The organism is Endozoicomonas gorgoniicola, assembly GCF_025562715.2.
GTDB classification, from domain to species: domain Bacteria; phylum Pseudomonadota; class Gammaproteobacteria; order Pseudomonadales; family Endozoicomonadaceae; genus Endozoicomonas_A; species Endozoicomonas_A gorgoniicola.
The window spans coordinates 1,883,018-1,905,868 of sequence record NZ_JAPFCC010000001.1; the positions used below are offsets into that span (position 1 = coordinate 1,883,018).

The 22,851-nt window shown below is 48.9% G+C and carries 21 protein-coding genes, 3 tRNA genes and 1 pseudogene; 14 read left to right on the forward strand and 11 right to left on the reverse strand.

From position 1 onward, the window contains the following. Nucleotides 1-26: 26 nt before the first annotated feature. From NX722_RS08535 to traN, 3 genes are all read left to right on the forward strand, one after another. A complete protein-coding gene (locus tag NX722_RS08535) occupies nucleotides 27-1,664 on the forward strand; it encodes an IS1634 family transposase (protein WP_262564376.1) in 1,638 nt (545 codons plus the stop codon). 95 nt (nucleotides 1,665-1,759) lie between these two features. Further along, nucleotides 1,760-3,664: a TrbC family F-type conjugative pilus assembly protein gene (locus NX722_RS08540; protein WP_262567620.1), complete on the forward strand. Its 1,905-nt coding sequence runs from the start codon at nucleotides 1,760-1,762 to the stop codon at nucleotides 3,662-3,664. Continuing rightward, nucleotides 3,661-6,483 (forward strand): conjugal transfer protein TraN, encoded by a 2,823-nt coding sequence (gene traN / locus NX722_RS08545; RefSeq protein WP_262567621.1) that lies wholly within the window; start codon nucleotides 3,661-3,663, stop codon nucleotides 6,481-6,483. Before NX722_RS08540 ends, traN begins: the two co-directional genes overlap by 4 nt. Here the strand turns inward: traN and NX722_RS08550 are convergent. Together NX722_RS08550 and NX722_RS08555 are read right to left on the reverse strand one after the other, a co-directional pair. Further along, nucleotides 6,474-6,980, reverse strand: coding sequence for a GNAT family N-acetyltransferase (locus NX722_RS08550; protein ID WP_262567622.1), 507 nt, complete (start codon nucleotides 6,978-6,980; stop codon nucleotides 6,474-6,476). The two genes, traN and NX722_RS08550, sit on opposite strands and share 10 nt — an antisense overlap. Beyond that, on the reverse strand, nucleotides 6,971-7,225 hold the full coding sequence (locus NX722_RS08555; RefSeq protein WP_262567623.1) for a type II toxin-antitoxin system TacA family antitoxin: 255 nt from the start codon (nucleotides 7,223-7,225) through the stop codon (nucleotides 6,971-6,973). Before NX722_RS08555 ends, NX722_RS08550 begins: the two co-directional genes overlap by 10 nt. Before the next feature lie 79 nt (nucleotides 7,226-7,304). On the opposite strand from NX722_RS08555, the gene traL reads away from it, so the two are divergent. Genes traL through NX722_RS08610 form a run of 11 tightly spaced genes read left to right on the forward strand, consistent with a single transcriptional unit; the run spans nucleotide 7,305 to nucleotide 15,762 of the window. Continuing rightward, complete coding sequence (gene traL, locus NX722_RS08560; protein WP_262567624.1) at nucleotides 7,305-7,586, forward strand: type IV conjugative transfer system protein TraL; 282 nt, start codon at nucleotides 7,305-7,307, stop codon at nucleotides 7,584-7,586. Continuing rightward, on the forward strand, nucleotides 7,583-8,137 hold the full coding sequence (locus NX722_RS08565; RefSeq protein WP_262567625.1) for a type IV conjugative transfer system protein TraE: 555 nt from the start codon (nucleotides 7,583-7,585) through the stop codon (nucleotides 8,135-8,137). Before traL ends, NX722_RS08565 begins: the two co-directional genes overlap by 4 nt. A 20-nt stretch (nucleotides 8,138-8,157) precedes the next feature. Continuing rightward, the gene (locus NX722_RS08570; RefSeq protein ID WP_262567626.1) at nucleotides 8,158-8,943 is read left to right on the forward strand and encodes a type-F conjugative transfer system secretin TraK; all 786 of its coding nucleotides are present in this window, start codon (nucleotides 8,158-8,160) and stop codon (nucleotides 8,941-8,943) included. A gap of 22 nt (nucleotides 8,944-8,965) precedes the next feature. Then, nucleotides 8,966-10,135 (forward strand): TraB/VirB10 family protein, encoded by a 1,170-nt coding sequence (locus tag NX722_RS08575; RefSeq protein WP_262567627.1) that lies wholly within the window; start codon nucleotides 8,966-8,968, stop codon nucleotides 10,133-10,135. Then, a complete protein-coding gene (locus tag NX722_RS08580; protein WP_262567628.1) occupies nucleotides 10,132-10,575 on the forward strand; it encodes a TraV family lipoprotein in 444 nt (147 codons plus the stop codon). Before NX722_RS08575 ends, NX722_RS08580 begins: the two co-directional genes overlap by 4 nt. Nucleotides 10,576-10,590: 15 nt before the next feature. Further along, a complete protein-coding gene (gene traA / locus NX722_RS08585) occupies nucleotides 10,591-10,932 on the forward strand; it encodes a TraA family conjugative transfer protein (protein WP_262567629.1) in 342 nt (113 codons plus the stop codon). 2 nt (nucleotides 10,933-10,934) lie between these two features. After that, on the forward strand, nucleotides 10,935-12,146 hold the full coding sequence (locus NX722_RS08590) for a TraI domain-containing protein (protein WP_262567630.1): 1,212 nt from the start codon (nucleotides 10,935-10,937) through the stop codon (nucleotides 12,144-12,146). Continuing rightward, the gene (gene traD / locus NX722_RS08595) at nucleotides 12,133-13,968 is read left to right on the forward strand and encodes a conjugative transfer system coupling protein TraD (RefSeq protein WP_262567631.1); all 1,836 of its coding nucleotides are present in this window, start codon (nucleotides 12,133-12,135) and stop codon (nucleotides 13,966-13,968) included. Before NX722_RS08590 ends, traD begins: the two co-directional genes overlap by 14 nt. A 22-nt stretch (nucleotides 13,969-13,990) precedes the next feature. Further along, entirely contained in the window at nucleotides 13,991-14,611 is a 621-nt protein-coding gene (locus NX722_RS08600; RefSeq protein WP_262567632.1) for a DUF4400 domain-containing protein, read from the forward strand. After that, nucleotides 14,611-15,465 (forward strand): conjugal transfer protein TraF, encoded by an 855-nt coding sequence (traF, locus tag NX722_RS08605; RefSeq protein WP_262567633.1) that lies wholly within the window; start codon nucleotides 14,611-14,613, stop codon nucleotides 15,463-15,465. The genes NX722_RS08600 and traF overlap by 1 nt, the downstream gene beginning before the upstream one ends. 12 nt (nucleotides 15,466-15,477) lie before the next feature. Further along, nucleotides 15,478-15,762, forward strand: a complete 285-nt coding sequence (locus NX722_RS08610) for a hypothetical protein (RefSeq protein ID WP_262567634.1) — start codon at nucleotides 15,478-15,480, stop codon at nucleotides 15,760-15,762. A 12-nt stretch (nucleotides 15,763-15,774) separates the two neighbouring features. On the opposite strand, the gene NX722_RS08615 is transcribed toward NX722_RS08610, so the two are convergent. The 9 genes and pseudogenes from NX722_RS08615 to NX722_RS08655 form a co-directional block, all read right to left on the reverse strand. Beyond that, nucleotides 15,775-16,815, reverse strand: a complete 1,041-nt coding sequence (locus tag NX722_RS08615; protein ID WP_262567635.1) for a tyrosine-type recombinase/integrase — start codon at nucleotides 16,813-16,815, stop codon at nucleotides 15,775-15,777. A gap of 240 nt (nucleotides 16,816-17,055) precedes the next feature. Beyond that, nucleotides 17,056-17,142: transfer RNA gene (locus NX722_RS08620), tRNA-Leu, on the reverse strand. Between the two features lie 60 nt (nucleotides 17,143-17,202). Further along, nucleotides 17,203-17,276, reverse strand: a tRNA-Cys gene (locus NX722_RS08625). 84 nt (nucleotides 17,277-17,360) lie between these two features. Beyond that, nucleotides 17,361-17,436, reverse strand: a tRNA-Gly gene (locus tag NX722_RS08630). Nucleotides 17,437-17,528: 92 nt separating this feature from the next. Beyond that, nucleotides 17,529-18,089, reverse strand: coding sequence for a CDP-diacylglycerol--glycerol-3-phosphate 3-phosphatidyltransferase (pgsA, locus tag NX722_RS08635; RefSeq protein WP_262567636.1), 561 nt, complete (start codon nucleotides 18,087-18,089; stop codon nucleotides 17,529-17,531). 133 nt (nucleotides 18,090-18,222) lie between these two features. Then, complete coding sequence (gene uvrC / locus NX722_RS08640; RefSeq protein WP_262567637.1) at nucleotides 18,223-20,064, reverse strand: excinuclease ABC subunit UvrC; 1,842 nt, start codon at nucleotides 20,062-20,064, stop codon at nucleotides 18,223-18,225. 57 nt (nucleotides 20,065-20,121) lie between these two features. Then, nucleotides 20,122-20,817: pseudogene (locus tag NX722_RS08645) on the reverse strand (response regulator). 114 nt (nucleotides 20,818-20,931) lie between these two features. Continuing rightward, nucleotides 20,932-21,873: an electron transfer flavoprotein subunit alpha/FixB family protein gene (locus tag NX722_RS08650; protein ID WP_262567638.1), complete on the reverse strand. Its 942-nt coding sequence runs from the start codon at nucleotides 21,871-21,873 to the stop codon at nucleotides 20,932-20,934. Beyond that, complete coding sequence (locus tag NX722_RS08655) at nucleotides 21,873-22,622, reverse strand: electron transfer flavoprotein subunit beta/FixA family protein (RefSeq protein ID WP_262567639.1); 750 nt, start codon at nucleotides 22,620-22,622, stop codon at nucleotides 21,873-21,875. The genes NX722_RS08650 and NX722_RS08655 overlap by 1 nt, the downstream gene beginning before the upstream one ends. Between the last annotated feature and the right edge of the window lie 229 nt (nucleotides 22,623-22,851).

Here is a 22,851-nt window from a genome sequence, read left to right on the forward strand (position 1 = left end):
AAAAATTTTCAGACTGAGCATATGCCATGCAACCTCATCAATTTCACATTCAACGCATCGACCATACGGGGTTGGTGGCCGGTATGTGCAAAGAGCTCGGGATCGCTAACCTCTTGGATTCTCTGGTTCCCAACCAATCTGAAACCAGAAAGATTTCCTTCGGAGAAACCGTTGTCTCAATGCTGCTTAACGGACTGGGCTTCACTGCTCGCACACTCCACATGTTCCCTGAGTTTCACGCCGACAAACCACTGGATAAACTTATTCGGCCGGGTATAGAGCCGGAACATATCAACGAAAGTGTACTCGGCAGAGCCTTGGATCAAATTTTTGAACTGGGTGTAAGTGAGGTCTATTTATCACTGGCTGTCAAGGCCGTTAATGTCTTGAAACTGCCGTGTAATGCTCTGAATCTTGATTCAACCAGCTTTCATGTGGACGGTCGTTATAACAGTGAGTCTGAAGTCGATGAAGAAGATCTGAACTGCATTAAAATCTGTCGTGGATACAGCAGAGATCACCGACCTGAATTAAATCAGGCGATACTGCTCCTAATGACTGAAAATCAGGCGGGTATTCCCGTATTCATGGCCGCATCCAGTGGCAATATAAACGACAACACTAATTTTAAAAAAGTCATCAGCAAGCATTTGAAATGCTACAAAGAGGCGCTGAATAATCGTTACCTGATCGGCGATGCTGCACTTTATACAACAGACAATGTACAGATATTGCATCAGCAAAAGCAACAGTTCATCACCCGGGTTCCGGCTAAAATAAAATCCGCAAGAGAGCTTGTGGACAGTGTCGCTTCTTGTGCGATGACACCGGTTGAAGATGCCGAAGGTTATGAGAGCTGCGAAGTACTGTCCGACTATGCGGATGTATCTCAACGGTGGGTTCTGATTCGCAGTGAACAGGCTCGGAAAAGCGAACAGAAAACACTGCTCAAAAAACTGTTGAAAAAGTCAGAAAAAGAAGCGGAAGCACTGACCAGCAAGCTGGCGAAGAAACCGTTCAAGTGTGAAACGGACGCATTGCGTGCGTTCAATGAGTGGCAATCAAAAAGCAATTATTGTCAGGCAGAACCTGTAATTACGACAAAACCATGCTATACCAAAGTGGGACGTCCGGAGAAAGACAGCAAACCAGATAGCGTGGAGTATTATGTCAGCGGTCATCCTTGGGTATCCGTTGACTGTCGTAAAGTAGCAGAGGCTTCCCTGGGGTGCTTTGTGTTGGCAACAAATGATCTGGACAGGAGCCGGCTAAGTTCAGCAGAAGTGTTGAGCACTTATAAATCACAGCAGTCGGTGGAGCGTGGATTTCGGTTTCTTAAAAGCCCTGAATTTCTGGTCTCCTCGCTGTTTTTAAAGAAGCCGGAACGTATAGAAGCGTTGCTTATGGTGATGACGCTTTGCCTGTTAGTCTACGCAGCGATACAGCATCGAATCAGGCATGAATTAAAGCGTCAGAGTAGGTTCTTTCCGGATATGAAGCGAAAGCCCTATCAGAATCCGACTGCACGCTGGGTATTTTTTTGCTTTCAGGGAATTAATGTTTTATTGGTCGATGGTCATGAAAAACATGTCGTTGGCTTGCAGGAGAGGCAATTAACCATCATTTCAATTCTTGGTCGACCGTACCAAGAGATTTATTCCTGATATAGGTGCTGAATGACGGATGTATAACAACTCGGTAGAATATCCCCCTGATGATTCTCACGAAAATGAGTAGTGACTTCTGTTACAAAAAACTAATGCACAAACTCATTGCGATAATCTGCATTATGATCATTTTCTCTACAGCGATGGCAAACGAGCTACAAATTAAATTATTTGTTTCTGCAAGTATGGATAAATCGCTATTGACTGCGCTATTAAAAAAGTCTGCGGTTCGCACATTCATTGTCCGGGGGATTGAGGGTCAACATCAGAATTTAGGCATTGCTATTCAAAAATGGCAACAGATTTTGATGACCAATAGAACAACGACCACCGTTGAAATCAATCCTGTAGCTTTCCGGGAATACCAGATTGACCGGGTTCCCGCCATAACATTGCAAGTTGATGGAAAGACAGAGCTGACAGCTTTTGGAGTGACCTCCGTAGATTGGCTGATGCGTCAATATCAATCAGGCAGGCGTGGCCATCTCGGTATTTATGGCACGACTTATCCAATCAGCGAACCGGACTTGCTGGAGGTGTTGCTTCAGCGCTTAAGCCAACAGGACTGGCAAGCAGTAAAGGCAAAAACATCCCAGCGACTACAGAGCAAAGTCTTATCTTTCGGAGCAAAGCTGCCGACCAGTCGACAGGCATCCATCAAAGTTCTGAAAATTTCCGGTCACTGGCGCACTCCCATAATTGCTCTGGATATCAATGATCGCCAGCAACAGAAAGCTGTAATTCCATGGTTACAGCAATACCCCGATGCATTGGTGCTGGTTTCAAATGGTTCGTTGCAACACTTTCAAACGCTGTCTACTGTCTGGCATCAGCATCCGATTTACATCATGCCTCCAGAGTTGATTCATCGCTTTCAACTGACCGCTCTACCCACATTACTGACACCGGAAAGTCAGAATCACTGGCGAGTGACTACCGCAGAAGTGTCACAGTTTTCAGCGATTGATGTGATGTCATGGGCAAGGGCTTTGATTTCCAAATCAGCACAATCAGCCTATGCCGTTGAAGCCACCGACAACCCATCAAAAGCTTTATGCCAGAACGTACCGATCCTGTCAGAAAAACTGATTTCTTCCGTCCCCTGGAAAGAGCTGTTTCCCATCCGAATCGGGTTGGCAAAACTAGGCTCTGGAAAGGAGCCGAATCACAGAGCCAAAACCAGCACAGGGCTCTGTATGTGCGAAGACAGTGCAGGCATGTTTCATCCCGGAGTGACTACCGGGTTCTGGCGACCTCAGCGATTAATTGAACTGACCCGCAGTCCGGGCTGTTTGATGGCTCTGGGTGGTCACAAGCTCCCGATGGTTGACCAGCGTCGTTGGGGAACTCTGGGTTCAGCCAATATTCCCAAAGGCTTAACGTACCTCCATGCACATGTTTACAGCCTGCCCTTGATAGAAATGCTGAATATGTTTACTGGCATTGGTGGCTGCACCAGTGATCTGGTGGATTTTGACCTGATGAACCTGTCCGAAGTCGATCCATCGTGGAATCATCCTGAACTGGCTGCCCTGCTCTCTCCGGATCTGGCGGCTTATGCCAACCCTGCGGCGATGAATGCCTGTACTGCCGACGGACTGGCTGCTTTGAATTCACAACCCATGGATAGCCTGCACTGGTGCGCTGGTAGTTGGGGCAATCTATATCCACTGTCCGGCTTTACCAGTACCTACGGACACTTTGCTGATAACACCAGCCTGCTAGCAACCAGAGCATTAGCCAAGATTCATCGCATCGGACTTGCCCGAAAAACCGTAGGCGCGGATGCACAGTGCCACAGTCGTATTACTCCCTGGCTACCCAAAAGCCAGTACAAGATGAGCATGTTCTGGCCGGAACCGGAGAAGCAGAAAGCCCACTGGGTCGGTGCATCCGCCGCCACCTGGGGAATGCACCGGCATCCATTGGGTAAAGACGATGCCATGTACCTGATCTGGCAGTACCGGGATTGTTGTCAAACGGCTGTAAGCCAGTGAAATACTTCCAGCTCAACAGTCTGTGTTGCCTGCTTCTCTTTTGCATAAGCACTGCCTTTGCAGAAGAAGCCGCTAAAACCTTTGAGCAACACACTCGCTCTCAGTGGCTCAACGACATCAATCATAAGACCGAAGCCATTACCCGGAATCCAGAACCCGTTATTGGTTCTGACCCCACTCTCATCATCGAAAAGTCTGAAGACCATCAACATCGACAACAGCTGGAACGCTTTTATCTCCATGAAGATTTTGACGGCTTGCAAACCTTTGGCGAACACCGAGCAACCCAGTTGGAAACCGAACACTCACCGGAAGGCGAAGCCTGGCGTCTGCTGAATCAATCTCCTGATCGCTATTACCCCGACGCCAATGAACACCGGATTCTCGGGGCTATGGAGCTGGGCGTAAATGCACTGCAACATCCCAACACATGGTCAAAGCAAAAACACTGGCCTACTGATGCTCAGGGCAATCCGGTTTATGACCCTAATGCAGAGATGAGTGCCACCATTGCCCGGCTGCGCCAGCACTTTAAAGGCTGTGACTATCAGAAAACACTGGTGCTGAAACAGGATCAGCAGGTGCATAGCCCCGATATCAGAGAATGCACACGGGCACTGGTTACGGACGACAGCGTAACGCTTAACCGTAAAATCAGAATCAGCCCATTCCTTGAATACGTCTCAAGTTCGGGGTTGGCAGGTATGAACAGCTGTGAAAGCAGTTCTGTCGATGAAGGCTGCATTCAGATTCGATTAGGCAAAGACCCAGGCGCAGATAACTATTACCGCTGTGGCTGTTGTATCAAAGAGGAAACCTTCACTGTCACATTGCCAAGACCGGAAGCCCTTACCCGTGCCGTCATTCAGGAAGCCCGCTGGGATGACCGGATGCAAATCTGGATTAACGATCATAAGGTATGGCAGAGCAATGGTGACTTTCCCCCGGAGAGCGGCGGTGGTTGTGAGCTGGACTCCAACTTTTATCTCAATAGCCCTGTGGTTCTTGATACAGCTCTGGTGACAAACGCAAATCGCCAGCTGACCTTCAAGATCAGAACATCCGTCGGGGGTGATGGTGAGGGCTATGCACTGGTCAAGCTGTATTTTGATACCAGTCAGCTGGTTGAAGATGACCGATGGACGCCCGATTCAGCACTCGCAAAGCTACAGGAAATGCGGCAGTGGCAACTGGATGGACTGTGTAACCTGTCTTACCAGTGTCTTGAATCCATAAGCGATGCTGAACACACCCTTCATGGGAAAGTGATCCCCTTGAGAGCCACTTTGTCGCCTCAATTACCATCTGACTGTAAAATCATCAGAGCTGAAGCTGATTGCTTCTACTACAAGACCACAACCACACAACAGCCTCCCGATAGCTGCGCCCAGTTCGCCAATAATCCTGATTGTGAATTTCTCGGCAGCCGATGTCTGGGAGACTCTCCATCACAAGAATATGGCACCTGCTACACCTCGGAAGACCGCTACGACTGCGGCTACACCGGTTCACTAAATCGCATTGGCATCGAAGAAAGCATTCACTGTGAAGGCCAGCCTATGAAGTGCATGTTAGGAGAATGCCAGGCGGATATTACCGACGCTGATAATACGGATTTTGCCAGTGCAGTAAGTGGGCTCCACGCCGCAAAACATATGGCGCACGACATGGAGTGCGATCCTTATGATGGCGGCTGCCAGATATTCAGCGGTAAAGCCTGCACCTGCAAAAAAGGTATTTTTAATATGGTGGACTGCTGCAACCTGCCCACCAATGTCAATTTTGGAAGCTACCTGAACCTGCTTTTGATGGGCTATCTGTTCGATAAGTCTGCAATCCATCTTCAATCAAACTACCCCAACCAGTTAACCGGCCAGTACCAGAAAATGCGGGAACCTTTGATGCAGGCCATCAAAAAACTCAGCCAACCCGCAAAAAATCTATGGTCAGACGTAGGAAAGAGTTGGGACAAGCTCTCCGAAAAACTTTGGCCAACACCCGCCGAAGTCCACACACAAACCGCTACAGCCCAAGCTATTGCCGGAGATCTGTCGCAAGAAGCGCAGTCATCTCTGTTGGGCAATATGCAGCAACAACTGATGCGAAAAATGGCCGAAGTCGTTCATAAAATACTGGGAGAAGACGCTACCAACCTGCTGTTCCGAACCGTGGGTGACAATTTGGCTTCACAAAGCGGGCAACTAAGTCAGCAAGCATTGATGCTGAACCCAGCCATCACCTCGGCGATCAGTGCCGTTACCATGCTCTACACCGCCTATACCATGACCAAACTGATCATCCAGATCACCAACAAATGTGAAGACGAAGAGTTTGAACTGGCAGCAAAGCGGGAAATGAAAACCTGTCATAAGGTCGGCAGCTACAGAAAATCCAAATTACTGGGGCTCAGCAGCATGAGCTTCAACAGTTACTGCTGTTTCAACTCACCTCTGTCACGCATTCTGCAGGTACAAATCAGACAACAGTTAAACATGGGCTGGGGTTCCGCCAAACATCCGGATTGTTCTGGTATCACCCCCGAAGTTTTACAAGCGGTCGACTGGAACCGAATCGACCTGAGCGAGTGGCTGGCACTCCTGAAGCTGCAAAACAAGTTGCCTGAATTAAATGCCGATACACTGAAGCAGCTCAATCTGGCAACGCTCACCGGCAAAGGTTCCCGACTGGATTTTGATCAACAAAGGCAAGATAGCCGTCAGCGGCTGGAAGACCGTTATCAGGGTATAACACCCAGTCAAACCACCAACTACCAAAGCAATAAAGCGGATTCGTTACGCCGCAGCAAGAGTTACCCCTGATCAGGAAACAAGCCCACAATATGTTTAACCGGAAGCATCAGTGTCATGGGGTTAAATGTTGACTCTTTAAACCCGTACTGAAGGTAGAATTGCCGGGCTTCTTCGGAAATAGCATGAACCAACATGGCTTTGACACCGATGTGCTGGGATACAACCAGTGTTCGCATCATGGCATCTTTCAACAAACCCGAGCCAATACGCATTCCCTGATGCGCTTGATCAATGGCCAGTCGCCCCAGCACCGTCACTGGAATCGGGTCTGGCATATTCCGGGCAAGGGATTTTGGTGTTTGCATTCTTTCAATACTGCCGCTGGACAGTGCGTAGTAGCCAACAACCCTATCGCCTTTGCACACAACAAAGGTACGGCTGGCATTGGCAGATTGATTTTTCAGGGCTGTTTTTTTCAACCATTCTGTCAGTACATCATGGCCACAATCAAAATCGTCTGTATTGTGATCTTTTGTCAGTAATTCCGGTGCCCTGATTACTCCCACGGTGCAGGCTCCGCCAATAGTTTACTCTGTTCAGGAACAGGTGCTTCCAGAGCCTCTTCAAAGGCTTTGGTCTGAGCCTCATCCAGAGTAAATACTCGTTGATCAAGCAATACATTCATCGCTTCCCGACAGGCAACATCAAGAATAAAAGCGGTTCTATCCTTATTCAGCACAGCCGCTGCCATGGTCAGCAAAGCTTGCTGTACGGGTTCAACCCGCATATTGATGGGAACTGTTTTAGCCATATAACACCTCTTGTATATCTGTTGGACTTACAATCAAGTATAGCCATTAGATATACAAAATTCCAAGGAGTTTTGTTCCATGGAAATCCCCTGCACCATCAACGACCCCATCCAGTTCCTGTTCTGGTCACTGGATGAAATCTATCCCGTCGCCGTCGGCCTGATCTGGGGCATCTGGTTTGACCATCTGTTGTTCGGCATTTTGCTGGGCATTATGGCGATACGCCTGTACCGGCGATTTCGGGATCGGCACCCTGACGGGCATCTGAGCCACCGAATGTACTGGCTGGGGTTCTGTTTCTCCCGATCCAAAACACTGCCCAACCCCTATATCCGAACTTTCTACCCCTGCCGCAAATGACCATCACCGAATACCTGCAACGCTTTAAAGAGTGGCGACAACGGCTGTGTATGGATCGGTTGATCCTGCTGGTTCTGGTCGTTACCAACGCCCTGCTGATTGCTCACTGTCTGAGTCGTAAACCAACGGTAGAACTACTGCTGCCGTTTATGGAAACTCAGGCTGGGGTTCATTCCGGTGAGGCTTCTGTCGCTTACCATGAATGGTGGGGGCTGTCGCTGGCTGAACTGTTGGGCAATCTGAACCAACAGAACCTGTCGTTTGTAGAATCCCGACTGCAAAGCCTGTTTGCCCCAAACCTCTACCAGCAGGTGCAGGACACACTGAACAGACAGTTTCGTCAGCTCCGGGAAGATAGAGTCAGCATGAGCTTTGAGCCGTTAAGTATTGAATTTATTGAAGAATCAAAAGCTATAAAAGTCACAGGCAATGCAGTGATGAGCTCTGGTAATCAACGATTGAAGGGACAAAAAACCTTCACGTTCCGGTTCGACATTATCCGCTATCGCCCTGTGCTGGCTGCCATTCAGATTGATTCCAACCTGAAGTAACACTCCGGGAGTACCTCACCATGAACAGAGCATTGGCTTCTGTCGTCTGTGTTTTTTGCTTTTTATTTGGACCACCGTTAACCGCAGCCGGAGTACCCCCGGTAAAATTGCAGGTGTCACCCGGACAACAGCAAATGGTCACATTGAGCCGATTGCACTTGAACCGGATCGTCACCCCTTTTCCTGCACCGCAAGTCCGTACCATTGATCAGGCGGATATTCGTATAGAAGGCAGCGTTATCTATCTTTCATCACGGCAGGAAGAACCGTTTGTGGTCTATATCACGCCTCCGGGCAATGAATCCCACGCGCTGTCGTTATTGGTAACTCTGCTCGATGTGCCACCAAAAGAGATCCAACTCAGCCTGTCCAAACATTGGCAACGAACCCTTTTGGGTAATCGGGAAGCTGCCCGAAAATGGGAAGAGTCCGCAGACTATGAACAGACTATTACCGATATTTTAAAGACACTGGTCAAGGGGCAAATTCCGGAAGGCTACGAACTGGGCAAGTTTACCACCTCCAGTCTTCAACCCTGCCAGCAGGATGGGCTGGTCTTTGACTTTACTCAGGCACAACAGGTGCGGGGACATCATTTTAACGTTCTGGTAGGCACCGCAAGAAACCACACTGAAAAGCCTGTGACCTTCCATGAGCAGAGCTGTCATGGTCACAGCGTCAGCGCCGTATCCATGTGGCCAAAAAACAGTTTATACCCGGGGCAGAAACGGGAGCTGTTTATTGTTTCTCAAACCCAAGAACCGGAATCAGCCCCTGCTGTTCGCCCTTCCTTACTCAGCCACTGACCTTTCTTTTCATAAAAAAACTATGAATACCCTCAACCGCTATTTAACTCCCGGAGTCCGACGTTTAGGCATTGTTCTGGGCAGTACCCTGGTCATCATTATCCTGATTTTTGTCACCAGCAAACAGCATCAACCGGGGAGTGACAAAACTGATGAGACAAAAGCACAGAGCGTGGATTTTACCGGCGTTCCTCCGAAAGAGCTGACCCTGAACCGCATCAGTGCTGATCTGGAAAACATTAACCAGCAACAACAGACACTTCATGAACAACATCAGAAAGAGATGGAGCTGTTACAACAGGAAATTAAACGACTGAATAGTATTGATCTGGTTCAAGGCAAAACTACGGTTGCAGAAATCATTAGTTCACCGGAACCCTTGCCTCCAGATGTATTGAACTGGAACCACTACAACCAACCACCGCCCCCGCAATACCCGGAGCCTGAAGAGCGAGAAGCGCCACTGCCTAAACCCATACGTATGCTCGGTGCTACTTTCACGCCTCCAACAACACCTGATACCAAGACAGATAAGCCAAAGTTACTACGCCTGCCCGCTGGCAGTATTCTGTCCGGTCAACTTATAACCGGGCTGGACGTACCCACCGGCCAGGGCGCACGACGCGAGCCTTATCCCGTTCTTATCCGAATCAAAGCCTCAGCCATTTTGCCCAACCGCTACCGAACCAATGTGCGTGAATGCTTTGTGCTGGCTTCCGGTTATGGCGACCTGAGTTCCGAACGGGCTTACCTTCGCAGTGAAACCTTGTCGTGCATTTTCAGCAACAAAATCAAGGACAAAGAGCAGGTTCTTGAACGACCACTGGAAGGTTATTTAGCCGGAGAAGATGGCAAGGCTGGCTTACGGGGGAGACTGGTCAGCAAGCAGGGACAGGTCATGGCAAAAGCGGCAATGGCTGGATTCCTTGGCGGTGTCAGTCAGGCGTTTGATATCAAACCTGTCCCTGTGTTTTCCGTGGTGCCGAATAAAAACGGTGAAATCCAATCGCCTTTCCAATCCGGGTTAAAAGGCAGTGAAGCCCTGCAAAGCTCCCTGATCAAAGGCAGCAACAAGGCTTTGGAAAAACTGGCAGACTTTTACCTGAAACTGGCAGACCAGATGGTGCCTGTGATTGAGATCAGTGCCGAACGAAAAGTCGATTTGATCCTGACCAGAGGGTTACAGCCATGAGCGTATTGTTTAAACCACAAAGGCACCAAGACACAAAGAAAAAATATTTAAAAGCCTTCGTGTCTTTGTGCCTTTGTGGTTCAACGCTGTTGTTGTCAGGCTGCGCCCTGCTTGGCGTAGGGGAGGCTGAATATGCTTGCGACAAGCCCGGAAAAGGTGTCTGCAAATCCGCCCGGCAGGTCTACAGAGACACTGACCTCTCAACCATAGAACCCATAACACCACCACAACCAACCACCATGACCAGAGCAGAACCAGATCGATCTGTGGTTACACCCGAATCAACCCCAAACCGGTTACCCGCCCAAATCCTGAGAATCTGGATCGCCCCCTGGGTGGATAAACAGGGCAACTGGCACAGCGGTGGCGTGGTTATGACCGATATCTACCCGAGAGAATGGCAGTCCGCCATTCCCGTCTATTCCCCCTCAGGTGATTAAAACCGGAGAACCCGCATGAACTCCCTTCCTCTCACTGATCTGCAAACCTTCACCATTAAACAGCAGCACTGGATGTTGTCACTGGCGACACTGATCATCCTTTCATTGTTACCGCCCGAAGTTCAGGCAGCTGACCCTGTGGTACCGACAGGCTCCACTGATTTCGCTGAAATCTATGCCCGGCTGGTCGGGTGGATTAAAGGCGATCTCGGCAGAACCTTATCCATCGCTTTTGTATTAATCGGGCTGGCTTACGGCATGGCTCGTAACTCCCTGATTGGTTTTGCCACAGGAGTCGGTGCAGCGGTGGGATTGCAGGTCACTCCCACCATCATCAACTCAATATTCGGGCTTTAACCATGACCGCTTCCCAGGTTTTATCGGTGGTTAACCACTGGCTGCACCCCCATCAAAAATCGGAACCTCTGCCAACACCCCAACCAGCACCCGATACTGGTCAGACAGATGGTTGTGCGGGTTATCAGGTGGGAGTGGGTGCCATTCTCCATAAACAACAACCATTGATTCATCAGGTCAATGAACAACTCTGTCTACCTGATGAGCTGCAAGAGTTGTTTAACCAGACGCTGGATCAGCTGGCTCTCTGGCTACATCTTCTACCCGCTCACCCTCTTCATCATTGTGAACCCGCCGGAGCCCTGCGCCATGCACTGGAAACCGCTTTCTGGGCGGTGTCCTCCACACAACAAATCCATGTGGATCATGACCTCTACCCGGATAGACGCCGGGCAAGACAACCCCTCTGGCGATTAATGACAGGTGTCGCCGGATTATTGCATGACAGTGGACGCATGGTCAGCTGTGTAACCATCAGGGATGAGCAGGCTGGACAGTGGATGGCTACTCAGCAAGGTCTGGGAAGCTGGCTGCAACAGCACCGCATTGAGCGTTACTACCCCCACTGGCAGCACTGCGAGTCCCGTCCTGATAAACCCATTCCACAAGAATATACCTGGACAAACCTATTACTGTTGGAGCAACTGATACCCAACAATCTGCGTTATGCCTTACAGCCAGACCGGGATAAGGGCATTCTCTGGCAAACCTTTATCAGCGCACTGGTGGGTCATAGCAGTCCTTTAGCGGTTAAACAACTGGTCAGTGCAGTGGAGGTGGCTCGCCTGAAAAGCGTCAAACTGCATTTTGTGCGGGGGGAGGCTTTGACAGGTCTTAATCAACCAATTGCCCCGGAGCCATCAACTTTAAAAGAAGCGGCGTCAAAACAGCCCGTTTCCAAAGATTTGTCTGAAAACGGATTGGAATGGCTAAAACAGGTGGTATCCCAGCTAAACCCCAATGGCGTGAAATGGGCAAAAGAGTCTCTGCTTTTGAAATGGCCGGAAGATGTCGTTGGGCAGGAAGGATTACCCGACCCTGACGCCCTGCTGGAGTGCTGGCAAGAACAGGGCTGGCTGCGCCCCATCGCTAACCAGGTCATTATTCGTCGCAATGGTCGTCAGGTGATTGCATTACAGCCGGAAATATCTAAACAGTGTCGCCAGTGGTTGACGCCCAGTGACGCAGAGGCGGCTGCAGATGATCAGCGATAAACCTTACCTGCAAAGCTGGCGACCCGTTTATGAACTTAGCTCGGCGGTGCTCTGGTTCACGTCCATGAATATTGCCATTACCCTGATGTTTTTCAGCTCGCTGCCAACGGTTGGTTTTATAGTGACCACCGCCTTGTGCGGCACGATCACCCTGGCACGGTTAGCCCAAGCCCTGCCCCGATGGCAGCGGCACCAGAGATTGAAAGGCAAAAAGCTGACTTTGTTCACGCTGACCGCCAAACAGTGCCAAACCCTCCAACAACAAAATAATGACAAAGGTGTCTGGCTGGGCTGGGGTTTTGAGTGGCAACGACAGCACGGACAGCTGGCATGGGACCTGCTTCGCAGCGATAACCAGCCCGCCAAATCTGAGAGCATTATGGGGGCTGGCTGGATTCATGGCATGGAAGAGCATGAGCAAACACTGTTTCAACCGTTGGCACAGGTTCAGATGCACACCATGGTGATTGGTGTTCCCGGCAGCGGCAAAACCCGGCTGTTTGATCTGCTGGTCACTCAGGCGGTGTTACGCAATGAGCCGGTGATTATCATCGACCCCAAAGGCGACCATGACCTTGCGTCTCATACGCTCAGAAGTTGTGAACTGTCAGGCAGTCAACGTCGTTTTATGAAGTTCCACCCCGGCTTTCCGTCGGATTCCATTCGTATCAACCTGTTGCAGAACTTTAACCGTTCCAGCGAACTGGCCAGCCGGATTGCCGGACTGATGCCGTCTGGTGGTGATAACGCACCGTTTCAGGCGTTTGCCCAGAAAGCAGTGGATGCTGTAGTTCAAGGGTATTTGCTCTGTGGTCAGCGCCCTACTCTGGTACTTATTCGACAGGGGCTGGAAGGTGGCGTAACGCAATTACTAATCAGAGCTTTAACGGCGGTGTGTTCAATCCATTTTCCTGAAGCGGAGAAAAAAATTGCTTCAAAATCACAGCAAAATAAGGTCAATCAAGAGACCATAGCTCATCGTTGGATAGAGCTTTATCGAGAACAGATCATGCCTGAAAACCCCTGTACCGACGTGGAAGGATTGATCTCACTGTTTGAACACGACCGGGCGCACTATGGAAAAATGATCGCTACGCTGCTGCCTGCCTTGGGCATGTTAACCGGCGGTCCTCTTGCACGACTGTTATCACCCGACCCGACAGATATAGACGACCTTCGCCCCTGTACCCATACGGCCAACCTGATTGAACAAAACAAGGTGATGTATTTCGGGCTGGATTCGTTAAGCGACCCGATGGTGGGTAAAGCCATCGGACAGCTGTTACTGGCAGACCTTGCCGCCGTGGCCGGTGATCGTTACAACTACTCATCAGCACACTCGCAACAACACAGCCAGCCCATTAACTTATTCGTGGATGAAGCCGCTGAAGTGCTCTGCCCTCAACTGTTATCCCTGCTCAACAAAGGACGGGGAGCCAATTTCCGGCTATACGTCGCCACCCAGACACTGGCGGACTTTGAGGCGCAGTTGGGCTCAGAAGCGGCTGCGGAACAATTTATCGACAACTGCAACCATTTAATCTGTTTGCGTACCCAGAATCCCGAAACCCAGAAATTTATTACCGATAAATTACCTCCGGTTCGTTACCGCTACTTTATCCGCAACCAGGGCATCAGTACCGATGCCAACCGACCCATGGAATTTACCGGCAACCTGAGTGAACAGCAGCTGGAGGAAACCGGTGATTTGTTTCCACCGCAACTGTTAGGCGAACTGCCCAACCTTGAATACGTGGCACGACTGGGTGGTGGTCGTCTACTGAAAGGTCGTATCCCGATTATCTGCTCTCCAGAATCCTGAACCTCTAATATCAGAACAATCCATGACAAATTCTCAAAAACAGACCAGCCCCATCGTTGTCTGGTGCTATGGGCTGGGTCTCATTCTGCTCTGGCTGGCTATTCCCGGACAAAATATGAATCAATACCTGCAGAAGGAGCAACAACAGTACGCCAGAAGTCTGGGGGAAGAGAACGGCACCTGGATAATTCGCACCGGGCAGCGGTTCTATACCAAGACTGTGTTTGAATCCGGTTTTCAGGGCTTTCTGCTGAAGCACACCACACCGGATCGCAAGATGGGCGAAGGACTCGCCACAACCATCGAGTTTTTTCAGGGCGTTGTCCGAAACTTCCTGACGCTTCTGCAACAATTGTTTTATCGGATTGCCCTGTTAATCGCCTGCTTTCCTTATTGGGGCATCGTTCTGCTGGCGGCGATATTGGATGGATGGCTGATCCGGAAAATACGCTACCACGACTTCCATTACACCAGCCCATTACAAAACCTCTGGAGTCGCAGACTATGCCGATGGATTCCGGGACTGTTCTTATATCTGGTGATGATTCCCTGGTCTTTTCCCGTCTGGCTGTTCCCTGTTATGGCGTGGCTGACCACGCTTTCACTGGGTTGGTGGACAGCCAACTGGCAGAAACGTGTCTGATGTTTTTCTTGCTTCTTTTATTACTGGTTTTTCCAACGCCTGCCAGCACCGACGAGCGATGGTTTGACCGACACTCTGAAGGCTGGTTCTGGTATGAACGCATTCCGGAACCAGAATCAGTGGAAGGCGATCACTCCATGACACCTTCTCCCGTATTACCGGCGCCTCTCTCCACCAGATGGATCAGAAAAAACATAGGAGACTACCTGGACAGGGCGATTGATGAACCCACTAAAGAACATGTCAGTCAGTACCTTTATCTGGACAGACTCGTCAAAGAAAAAGCTGAACGATTCGCCCGTGTGGGCAAACAGGTGATTGAAAGCGATCCTATGCTGGATGAAAACGTCCGACGCCCTATATCTCCTGCTGCGGCCAAAATTAGTGACGACATGGTGCAATACGCCAGAGAACAGGTTTTACGGAAAATAGCGAAAGTTGCCGGAGTTGTCTTTTACTATCAGGGAAGGTGCAAGCTTTGTCAGCTGCAAGCTCAAACATTAATGGCGTTAAGTCAACAGTACGGATTTAAGCTGATTTCTTTTTCCACTGACGGTGAACTCATTTCTGATTTGCCTGATAGCCGTATCGATTGGAAACCTCCTCAGGCACTCAATATACAAGCCTATCCAGCTCTGTTTTTAATGAAACCGCCGGATGAGATCATCCAACTCAGGCAGGGGGTATCGTCTTATATCGATTTACACAACCGTATTGTTGACTCAGCCCACGAAGCCCAATGGATCGGTGAGCAAGAATACAGAAGTACCTTAATTATTCGGGAAGTCTGGAATGACTCCACTACAAATCCAACTGACTCCGTACTCAACAGACTCAGAAATATTATTCAATAGGTGAAATTTAGTATGAATGCTGAAAACCAGCTTTGGTCCATAAAGCGAATCGCAAATTTTCTGGATCTCTCAGTAAACTACACACGGAATGTCATCGTGAAGCAGGCAAACTTTCCCGAACCAAGATTTTCAATCATCGAGGTCAATGGAAAAAAACAGAAAAGCAAACCACGCTGGATCGATACGGAAATTAGTGAATGGGCCAGTCAGGAGTACTGCTCCCAATCTGAAATAGAAGAAAGGCAACCTGCAAAACGAGGTCGAAAAAGAAAAGTATCAGATGAAATTCGAATCTGAACCGGTTGATTTTCAGGCTAATTTACAAGAAAAGTCCTTTGCTGTTTTTCTAAAATACTTCAGTGTTCTGTTCATGTCGGTGTGACCAGCCTGCTTCGCCAGCTCAAACGGTGTTAGCTTTTCAGATAATCGGGTAAGTGCTTCGTGCCTGGAATCGCGAAATTCAAGATCATTGATCAGCGTTTTTCTCACAGCAATGCTAAATATGGAGCTTACGTTTAGGTTTGAGCTAGCAAACCAATAGTCGTCATCGGTTTTACCTAAATTCAATAACCGAACTGCTTCACTGGACAGTGCCAGCGTCTTTTTCTTCTTCTCTTTGGTTCTTTCCGCCGCAAGATTAATCACTCGATTATCAAAATCAATTTCACTGGCGACCAGATATTTCACTTCCTGTTGCCTCATGGCCGTTTCGATGCACAGCTTCCATAACAATGCCACTGTTTGAGCCGGTGTTTCAGGCACCTTATGGTCTTCCCAGTGATCCAGTGCAAAGAGTACTTGCTCGATTTCTTCTTCTGAAACTCTGCGATCCCTTGAAGCTGAACGATCGTCAGAAAATTTCACACTAGAAAAAGGTGACTCTTCGATATAGCCCCACTCCCGAGCCATCGTAAACACATTACACAGAAAGTTCTTCTCCCTGGCCACAGAGCTTTCTTTGACCGTACTGAGCCGGGTCATTTTCCACTCTGCAATATGAAAGCTCTTGATGGAAGAAATGGGCTTATCCATTAACTCCGGAAGAGGGGAATGGTTCTGACTGGTCGCCATCTGCACAAATCGCTGATTTTCCCGTAATGCCGTTTCCCTCCCTTTCTTCCTGGGGCTGACTTCATCAACGTACCGAACAAACGTCTCCCTAAGCGTTTTTCGATACAACTGATGGCGCACCACCTCTTCAGCATTTTTCCCATATTCATCAATTTTTCGTTCAAGGCTGGAAGCCCAGTCAGCAGCTTCTTTTTTTGTGTCGAATGTCCGGGCCTGATCAATACCCTTTTTTCTGACCCGTGCCAGCCAGCCTGATTTTCTCTTTTCGAGCCTCGCCATGATAACTCCGCACTTCTCTGAGAAAGGTAAAAACTGTGTTGATTCTGTGCCAATCCCAGTGCCAAAAATGAGTGGCACAAATGACACAAGCGAAGTTTAGCAAGATGAAGAATGATCAATAAAAGAAATGGTTATATAGGAAGAGTTGAGCGCAACGCCTTGTCGCAGTTGACGTATAGTGAGAAAACGTGGGGAACAGATAGAAAAAAAGCCCATCGATTTCCCGATGAGCTTTCTGTATGGTGCCCGGAGCCGGAATCGAACCGGCACGACCTAACGGTCGGCAGATTTTAAGTCTGCTGTGTCTACCAATTTCACCACCCGGGCGCTTGAAGCATTGTAGCGCTTCAAGCTTTGAAAAAACAACATCTGTTGTCTTTTCAAATATGGAGGCGAGTACCGGAGTCGAACCGGTCTACGTGGATTTGCAATCCAGTGCATAACCGCTTTGCTAACTCGCCTTTTAAACTGAAGCGTGACTCGCTCTTGTTATAAAGAGACGACCCCAACCTTGGCAAGGTTATATCCCACACTCAAAATTTAACTGGAGCGGGAAACGAGACTCGAACTCGCGACCCCAACCTTGGCAAGGTTGTGCTCTACCAACTGAGCTATTCCCGCTTCATCTTTCCGGGAGGTTGTTCCCGTTGAAGATGCTGCGTAGTTTAAGAATTTTTCTCGTTGTGTCAACACCTTGCGCACATCATTTGTGTTCAGCCCTTGGAAAACGGGGATAAATCAGGCCATGCTGCACGAATATACACATACATAGACCATAAGGTCAGCACTGATGAAGCATAAAGAAGTGCCAGGCCAACATAACCAATGATTCCTGCCAAAGGCGCTGGTGTAAGAAGCAGCAAGGTAATTGCCATCATCTGCGCAGCAGTTTTAAGTTTACCTATCCTGTTTACTGCAACGCTGGTCCGCTTACCCAGCTCGGCCATCCATTCCCGCAGAGCTGAAATAACGATCTCCCTGCCTATGATGATCATAGAGGGGACTGTCATCCATAATGCACCAAACTCTTCAATCAACAAACAGAGCGCGGTAGCCACCATGATTTTATCTGCAACCGGGTCAAAGAATGCACCAAAAGGGGTGGTCTGATTCCATCGGCGGGCCAGGTAGCCATCAAACCAGTCGGTTACGGCTGCCACAAAAAAGATGGAGGCAGAAGCCAGATAACGCCATTCAAAAGGCAAATAGAAAACCAGTACCAGAACGGGTACCAGGATAATGCGCAGGGATGTCAGTATATTCGGGACATTCATAATTAGGATTGCAATCCAGCGTGAATCTCTGTCACCACTGATGAGCCGTTATAGCCTCAACTCATCAGTGAATGAAAAACACCATAACTTACACAGATGCTGTTACAAGTACAATCAAATACCTAAACAGAGTTCAGTTAGTGTGTAAGTGTTCGTAAATCTGTTCCGCCAGCTTATGACTAATACCCTCAACTTTCGCCAGTTCTTCAACAGGCGCTTCCATAACACCGTGTCGCCCACCAAAAAACTTCAACAGGGCTGAGCGTCTTTTAGCACCAACACCGGGAATAGACTCAAGGGTAGATTTCTGTCGGGCCTTCTGTCGGCGCTGACGATGGCCGGTAATGGCAAAACGATGCGCTTCATCCCTTATTTGCTGAATCAGCAATAACGCTGCATCATTTCCATTTGAATGCAACTCAGCGCCCTGATAAATCAACGTTTCCAGTCCAGGCTTTCGACTGACGCCTTTAGCGACACCCAGCAGGGGAATATGCTGCAAAGACAGCTCATCCATAACCTCTTCTGCAATGCCAAGCTGCCCTTTACCGCCATCAATAATGATAACTCCCGGTGTATTTTCAGGGTTTTCTTTGAGGTTTTTATAGCGTTTGTGCAAGGCGAAACGCATAGCGCCATAGTCATCACCCGCAGTTACGCCTTTGACATTAAAACGACGATACTCACTTTTTAGAGGACCCGCTGAACCAAATACAACACAGGATGCCACGGTTTCTTCACCAAACGTATGACTGATATCAAAACATTCCATCCGGCTAATGGTTTCTGGCAACGATAAAAGTGACGTCAGTTGTTCTGTTCGTTGCCGACTATGGGTTTTGCTGGCGAGCTGGCTCTCCAGACTCATGTCAGCGTTTTTATTGGCAAGCTCCAGCCACTCACTGCGTTCTCCGCGTACCCGGTGCTTAATAGCGACTTTTTTACCACTCACTTCAGTAATTGCTTCGGCCAGTACGGCTGGTTCCCGGTATTCGACGGGGATAATGATCTCGGCAGGATAGTCACGGCTGTCGCTCAGCTTGATATAAAACTGCCCAAGAAAATCTGCCAGGTAGTCATTTCTGTCGGCTTCAAGCTTGAAGTCAGGGAAATAACTCTTATGCCCCAGCACTCTGCCCCCTCGTACAAACAATACATCAAAACAGACACTGCCGGATTGCTCAGACACTCCAAGCACATCGGCATTCGCCGCCCCTTTATCAGCTGACTGAGCCTCCTGTACCTGTCGAAGATGGTTGATCTGATCACGAATGTCGGCAGCCTGTTCAAAGTTGAGTCGCTCCGACTCGGCTTCCATACGTTTAATCAGTGTACGAATTAACTGCTGACTTTTTCCTTCGAGAAACTGTCGGGTATCAGCCACATCCTGCTCGTACTCTTCTTTACTGACAAGATTGACACAGGGCGCTTTGCAGCGATTAATCTGATACTGAAGACACGGGCGGGTACGGTTGCGAAAATAATTATTATCACACTGTCGTAATTTGAAAACCTTCTGCATCAGGTTAAGGCTATCCCGTACTGCCCAGCCACTGGGATAAGGGCCAAAAAACTGTCCCTTCTTGCTTTTCGGCTTACCCCGCTGGTAGACGACAGCTGGGAATTCATCCTCGGTAGACAGATAAATATAAGGATAGGATTTGTCGTCTTTTAGAAGAATATTGTACTTTGGTCGTCTGTCCTTAATCAGATTCTGTTCCAGAATCAACGCTTCCGTTTCTGAACGTGTAATGGTCAGGTTGATACTGTGAATTTTACTGACCAGCGCCATGGTTTTTGTGGTCAGGCCAGTAGGCCGGAAATAGCGGGACAACCTGTTTTTCAGGTTTTTCGCCTTGCCAATATACAGCGTTTCGCCCTGCTCATTGCGCATATCATAGACCCCCGGTCGGTTGGGAGCCTGCTCAAGAAACGTCTTGTAGTCGAAGCGTTCGGAATGATCGCCTGTATCCATAAAGCCTGATGATAGAGATAGAAATTTCGAACAGTATACCCTTCGAAGCGGGCAGGACTAAACGGTTTCCACAAGGCTGTGTCGTATAGCCAGATGGGTCAGCTCAACATCACTGGAAATATTCAGCTTCTCGAATATTCGGTAACGATAGCTGTTTACTGTTTTAGGACTTAGAGATAACTGATCTGAAATTGATTGCACCTTTTGACAGCCAACAATCATCAGTGCGATCTGCATTTCTCTGGTTGAGAGTACGTCAAACGGAGAGTCGCTGTCTGGTTGTAGCGATTTCAGTGCCAGCAACTGAGCAATATCGGGACTGATATAACGCTGCCCCCTGGCCACTGCTTTTATCGCTGTGACCATTTCATCGATATTAATGCCTTTAGTGACATAACCTGAAGCACCGGCTTCTATTTATTTGGTGGGATAGAGCAGATCATCGCAAACCGTCACCGCAATGACTTTTATGGCGGGATTAAACTGGTGAATTTTACGAGTTGCTTCAAGACCGCCAATGCCCGGCATTCTCACATCCATAAGGACAACATCAATACTCTCTTTATCAGCGCACTCTTTATCAGCGCACTCTTTATCAGCGCACTCTTTATTGCAGACTCTCCGGCAGACTGCAATAGCTTCTTCGCCACTGGATGCTTCAGCAACCACTTCAATACCCAGCATATCGCCCAACATACGTGAAAGACCGGTTCGTACCAGGTCGTGATCATCGACGATCAAAATACGAATCACTGAAAACTCCCGAATATTATTGTCGCTATAAGAGCTTCGCCTTCCACATTTGCAGGTGTACTATCCCTGTCAATCGTCGGACAGGGAACGTTTAAGGTTCCCTGTCCAATTTTTCTACAGTTTCTGCTCCAGTTCAGGCACGGCTTCGAACAGGTCTGCTACCAGACCATAGTCTGCTACCTGGAAAATAGGCGCATCTTCGTCCTTGTTGATTGCCACGATCACTTTAGAGTCTTTCATACCGGCCAGATGCTGTATCGCCCCTGAAATTCCGATAGCAACATACAGGTTGGGAGCAACAATTTTGCCAGTCTGCCCTACCTGCATATCATTCGGCACAAAGCCTGCATCAACTGCCGCACGGGAAGCACCCACCGCAGCCCCCAGCTTGTCAGCGAGTTTATAGAGAATTTCAAAGTTCTCTCCATTACCCATGCCCCTGCCGCCAGATACCACTATTTCTGCGGCAGGCAGTTCCGGACGGTCTGACTCCGCCAGCTCTTCACTGACAAAACTTGAGATACCTGCATCATGAACAATATCCAGTGATTCAACACTGGCACAGCCTCCTTCGGCAACCACAGGGTCAAACCCTGTCGTACGCACAGTAATCACCTTTACAGCCGCAGTAGACTGAACGGTAGCAATGGCATTACCGGCATAGATGGGACGTACGAAGGTGTCATCACTTTCCACACGCATAATGTCGGAAATCTGATCAACGTCCAGTAAGGCGGCCACCCTTGGCATCAGGTTTTTACCTGTTGTGCCAGCGGATACAAGAATGTGGCTGTAATTCTTGCCCAGCTCAGCCACCAGCAGGCTTACATTTTCTGCCAGCTGGTTATCGTAACAGGCGTTATCAGCTAACAGCACTTTACCAATACCGGCAACGGCCGCAGCCCTTTCGGCCACGACCCCGCATCCGGAACCTGCCACCAACAGGTGTATCTCGCCAGCACTGCTGGCAGCAATGGCACCGGCAGCCGCCAGAGTGTTCAGCGTGGCTGCACCCAGGGCTGCATTATCATGATCTGCAACAACGAGAATAGCCATCAGATTACCTTCGCTTCATTTTTAAGTTTTTCTACCAGCTCATCCACACTACTGACCTTTACGCCTGCAGTACGCTGGGTGGGCGGCTCAACTTTCACAGTGGTAATGGTTGAAGAGACGCTGACTCCCAGAGCTTCAGGAGTTTTAACGTCCAGAGGCTTACGCTTGGCTTTCATTATATTTGGGAGTGAGGCGTAACGAGGCTCATTCAGGCGCAAATCGGTCGTCACTACGGCTGGCAGTGTTAAGGTGAGCGTTTGTAGACCACCGTCAATTTCCCGGGTTACGGTCACTTTGTCACCCTCGGCATTCACTTCTGAAGCAAATGTCGCCTGTGGCATACCGGATAATGCTGCCAACATCTGTCCGGTCTGGTTATTGTCGCTGTCGATCGCCTGTTTGCCAAGAATGACAAGGTCTGGCTTCTCTTCATCAACAATGGCTTTTAGCAGTTTGGCAACGCTCAGGGAACTGAGTGGTTCATCGGTTTCAACCAGAATACTCCGGTCAGCACCCAGCGCCAGCGCGGTTCTGAGCTGCTCCTGACACGCTTTAGTACCCAGTGAAACCGCTACAATTTCACTGGCAACCCCTTTCTCTTTCAATCGAACCGCTTCTTCCACGGCGATTTCACAGAACGGGTTGATAGCCATCTTGACATTCGTAAGATCAACATCTGAATGATCCGGCTTGACTCGGACCTTGACGTTGTAGTCGATGACTCGCTTAACGGCTACAAGAATTTTCATGGGTTCGCAGCCTTCCCTTTTTATTTGTCTATGGCTTGATATATGGATGCGTCATATAGACTACGTATGTCGCCCATCTTTCACATCCTCTGCGACTGAGGAGTCTACCAGTCTGTCAATAAGGGTTCAAACGTATAATTCTGTAAAGGCTATTTTAACGGTCGTTATGAACAGAATTCTTTGTGCAGGAGTTCAATAACAGCCTTCTGCACGCCTGCTTAACAGCAGG

Bases quoted from the DNA above. Each gene is read 5' to 3' on its own strand.
- NX722_RS08600 (WP_262567632.1), top strand. From the start codon at position 13,991: ATGACAAATTCTCAAAAACAGACCAGCCCCATCGTTGTCTGGTGCTAT.
- traA (WP_262567629.1), top strand. From the start codon at position 10,591: ATGAACTCCCTTCCTCTCACTGATCTGCAAACCTTCACCATTAAACAG.
- NX722_RS08540 (WP_262567620.1), top strand. From the start codon at position 1,760: ATGCACAAACTCATTGCGATAATCTGCATTATGATCATTTTCTCTACA.
- NX722_RS08655 (WP_262567639.1), bottom strand. From the start codon at position 22,622: ATGAAAATTCTTGTAGCCGTTAAGCGAGTCATCGACTACAACGTCAAG.
- NX722_RS08555 (WP_262567623.1), bottom strand. From the start codon at position 7,225: ATGGCTAAAACAGTTCCCATCAATATGCGGGTTGAACCCGTACAGCAA.
- NX722_RS08615 (WP_262567635.1), bottom strand. From the start codon at position 16,815: ATGGCGAGGCTCGAAAAGAGAAAATCAGGCTGGCTGGCACGGGTCAGA.
- NX722_RS08590 (WP_262567630.1), top strand. From the start codon at position 10,935: ATGACCGCTTCCCAGGTTTTATCGGTGGTTAACCACTGGCTGCACCCC.
- uvrC (WP_262567637.1), bottom strand. From the start codon at position 20,064: ATGGATACAGGCGATCATTCCGAACGCTTCGACTACAAGACGTTTCTT.
- traD (WP_262567631.1), top strand. From the start codon at position 12,133: ATGATCAGCGATAAACCTTACCTGCAAAGCTGGCGACCCGTTTATGAA.
- traL (WP_262567624.1), top strand. From the start codon at position 7,305: ATGGAAATCCCCTGCACCATCAACGACCCCATCCAGTTCCTGTTCTGG.
- NX722_RS08580 (WP_262567628.1), top strand. From the start codon at position 10,132: ATGAGCGTATTGTTTAAACCACAAAGGCACCAAGACACAAAGAAAAAA.
- NX722_RS08535 (WP_262564376.1), top strand. From the start codon at position 27: ATGCAACCTCATCAATTTCACATTCAACGCATCGACCATACGGGGTTG.
- NX722_RS08610 (WP_262567634.1), top strand. From the start codon at position 15,478: ATGAATGCTGAAAACCAGCTTTGGTCCATAAAGCGAATCGCAAATTTT.
- NX722_RS08650 (WP_262567638.1), bottom strand. From the start codon at position 21,873: ATGGCTATTCTCGTTGTTGCAGATCATGATAATGCAGCCCTGGGTGCA.
- traF (WP_262567633.1), top strand. From the start codon at position 14,611: ATGTTTTTCTTGCTTCTTTTATTACTGGTTTTTCCAACGCCTGCCAGC.
- NX722_RS08575 (WP_262567627.1), top strand. From the start codon at position 8,966: ATGAATACCCTCAACCGCTATTTAACTCCCGGAGTCCGACGTTTAGGC.
- NX722_RS08570 (WP_262567626.1), top strand. From the start codon at position 8,158: ATGAACAGAGCATTGGCTTCTGTCGTCTGTGTTTTTTGCTTTTTATTT.
- NX722_RS08565 (WP_262567625.1), top strand. From the start codon at position 7,583: ATGACCATCACCGAATACCTGCAACGCTTTAAAGAGTGGCGACAACGG.
- pgsA (WP_262567636.1), bottom strand. From the start codon at position 18,089: ATGAATGTCCCGAATATACTGACATCCCTGCGCATTATCCTGGTACCC.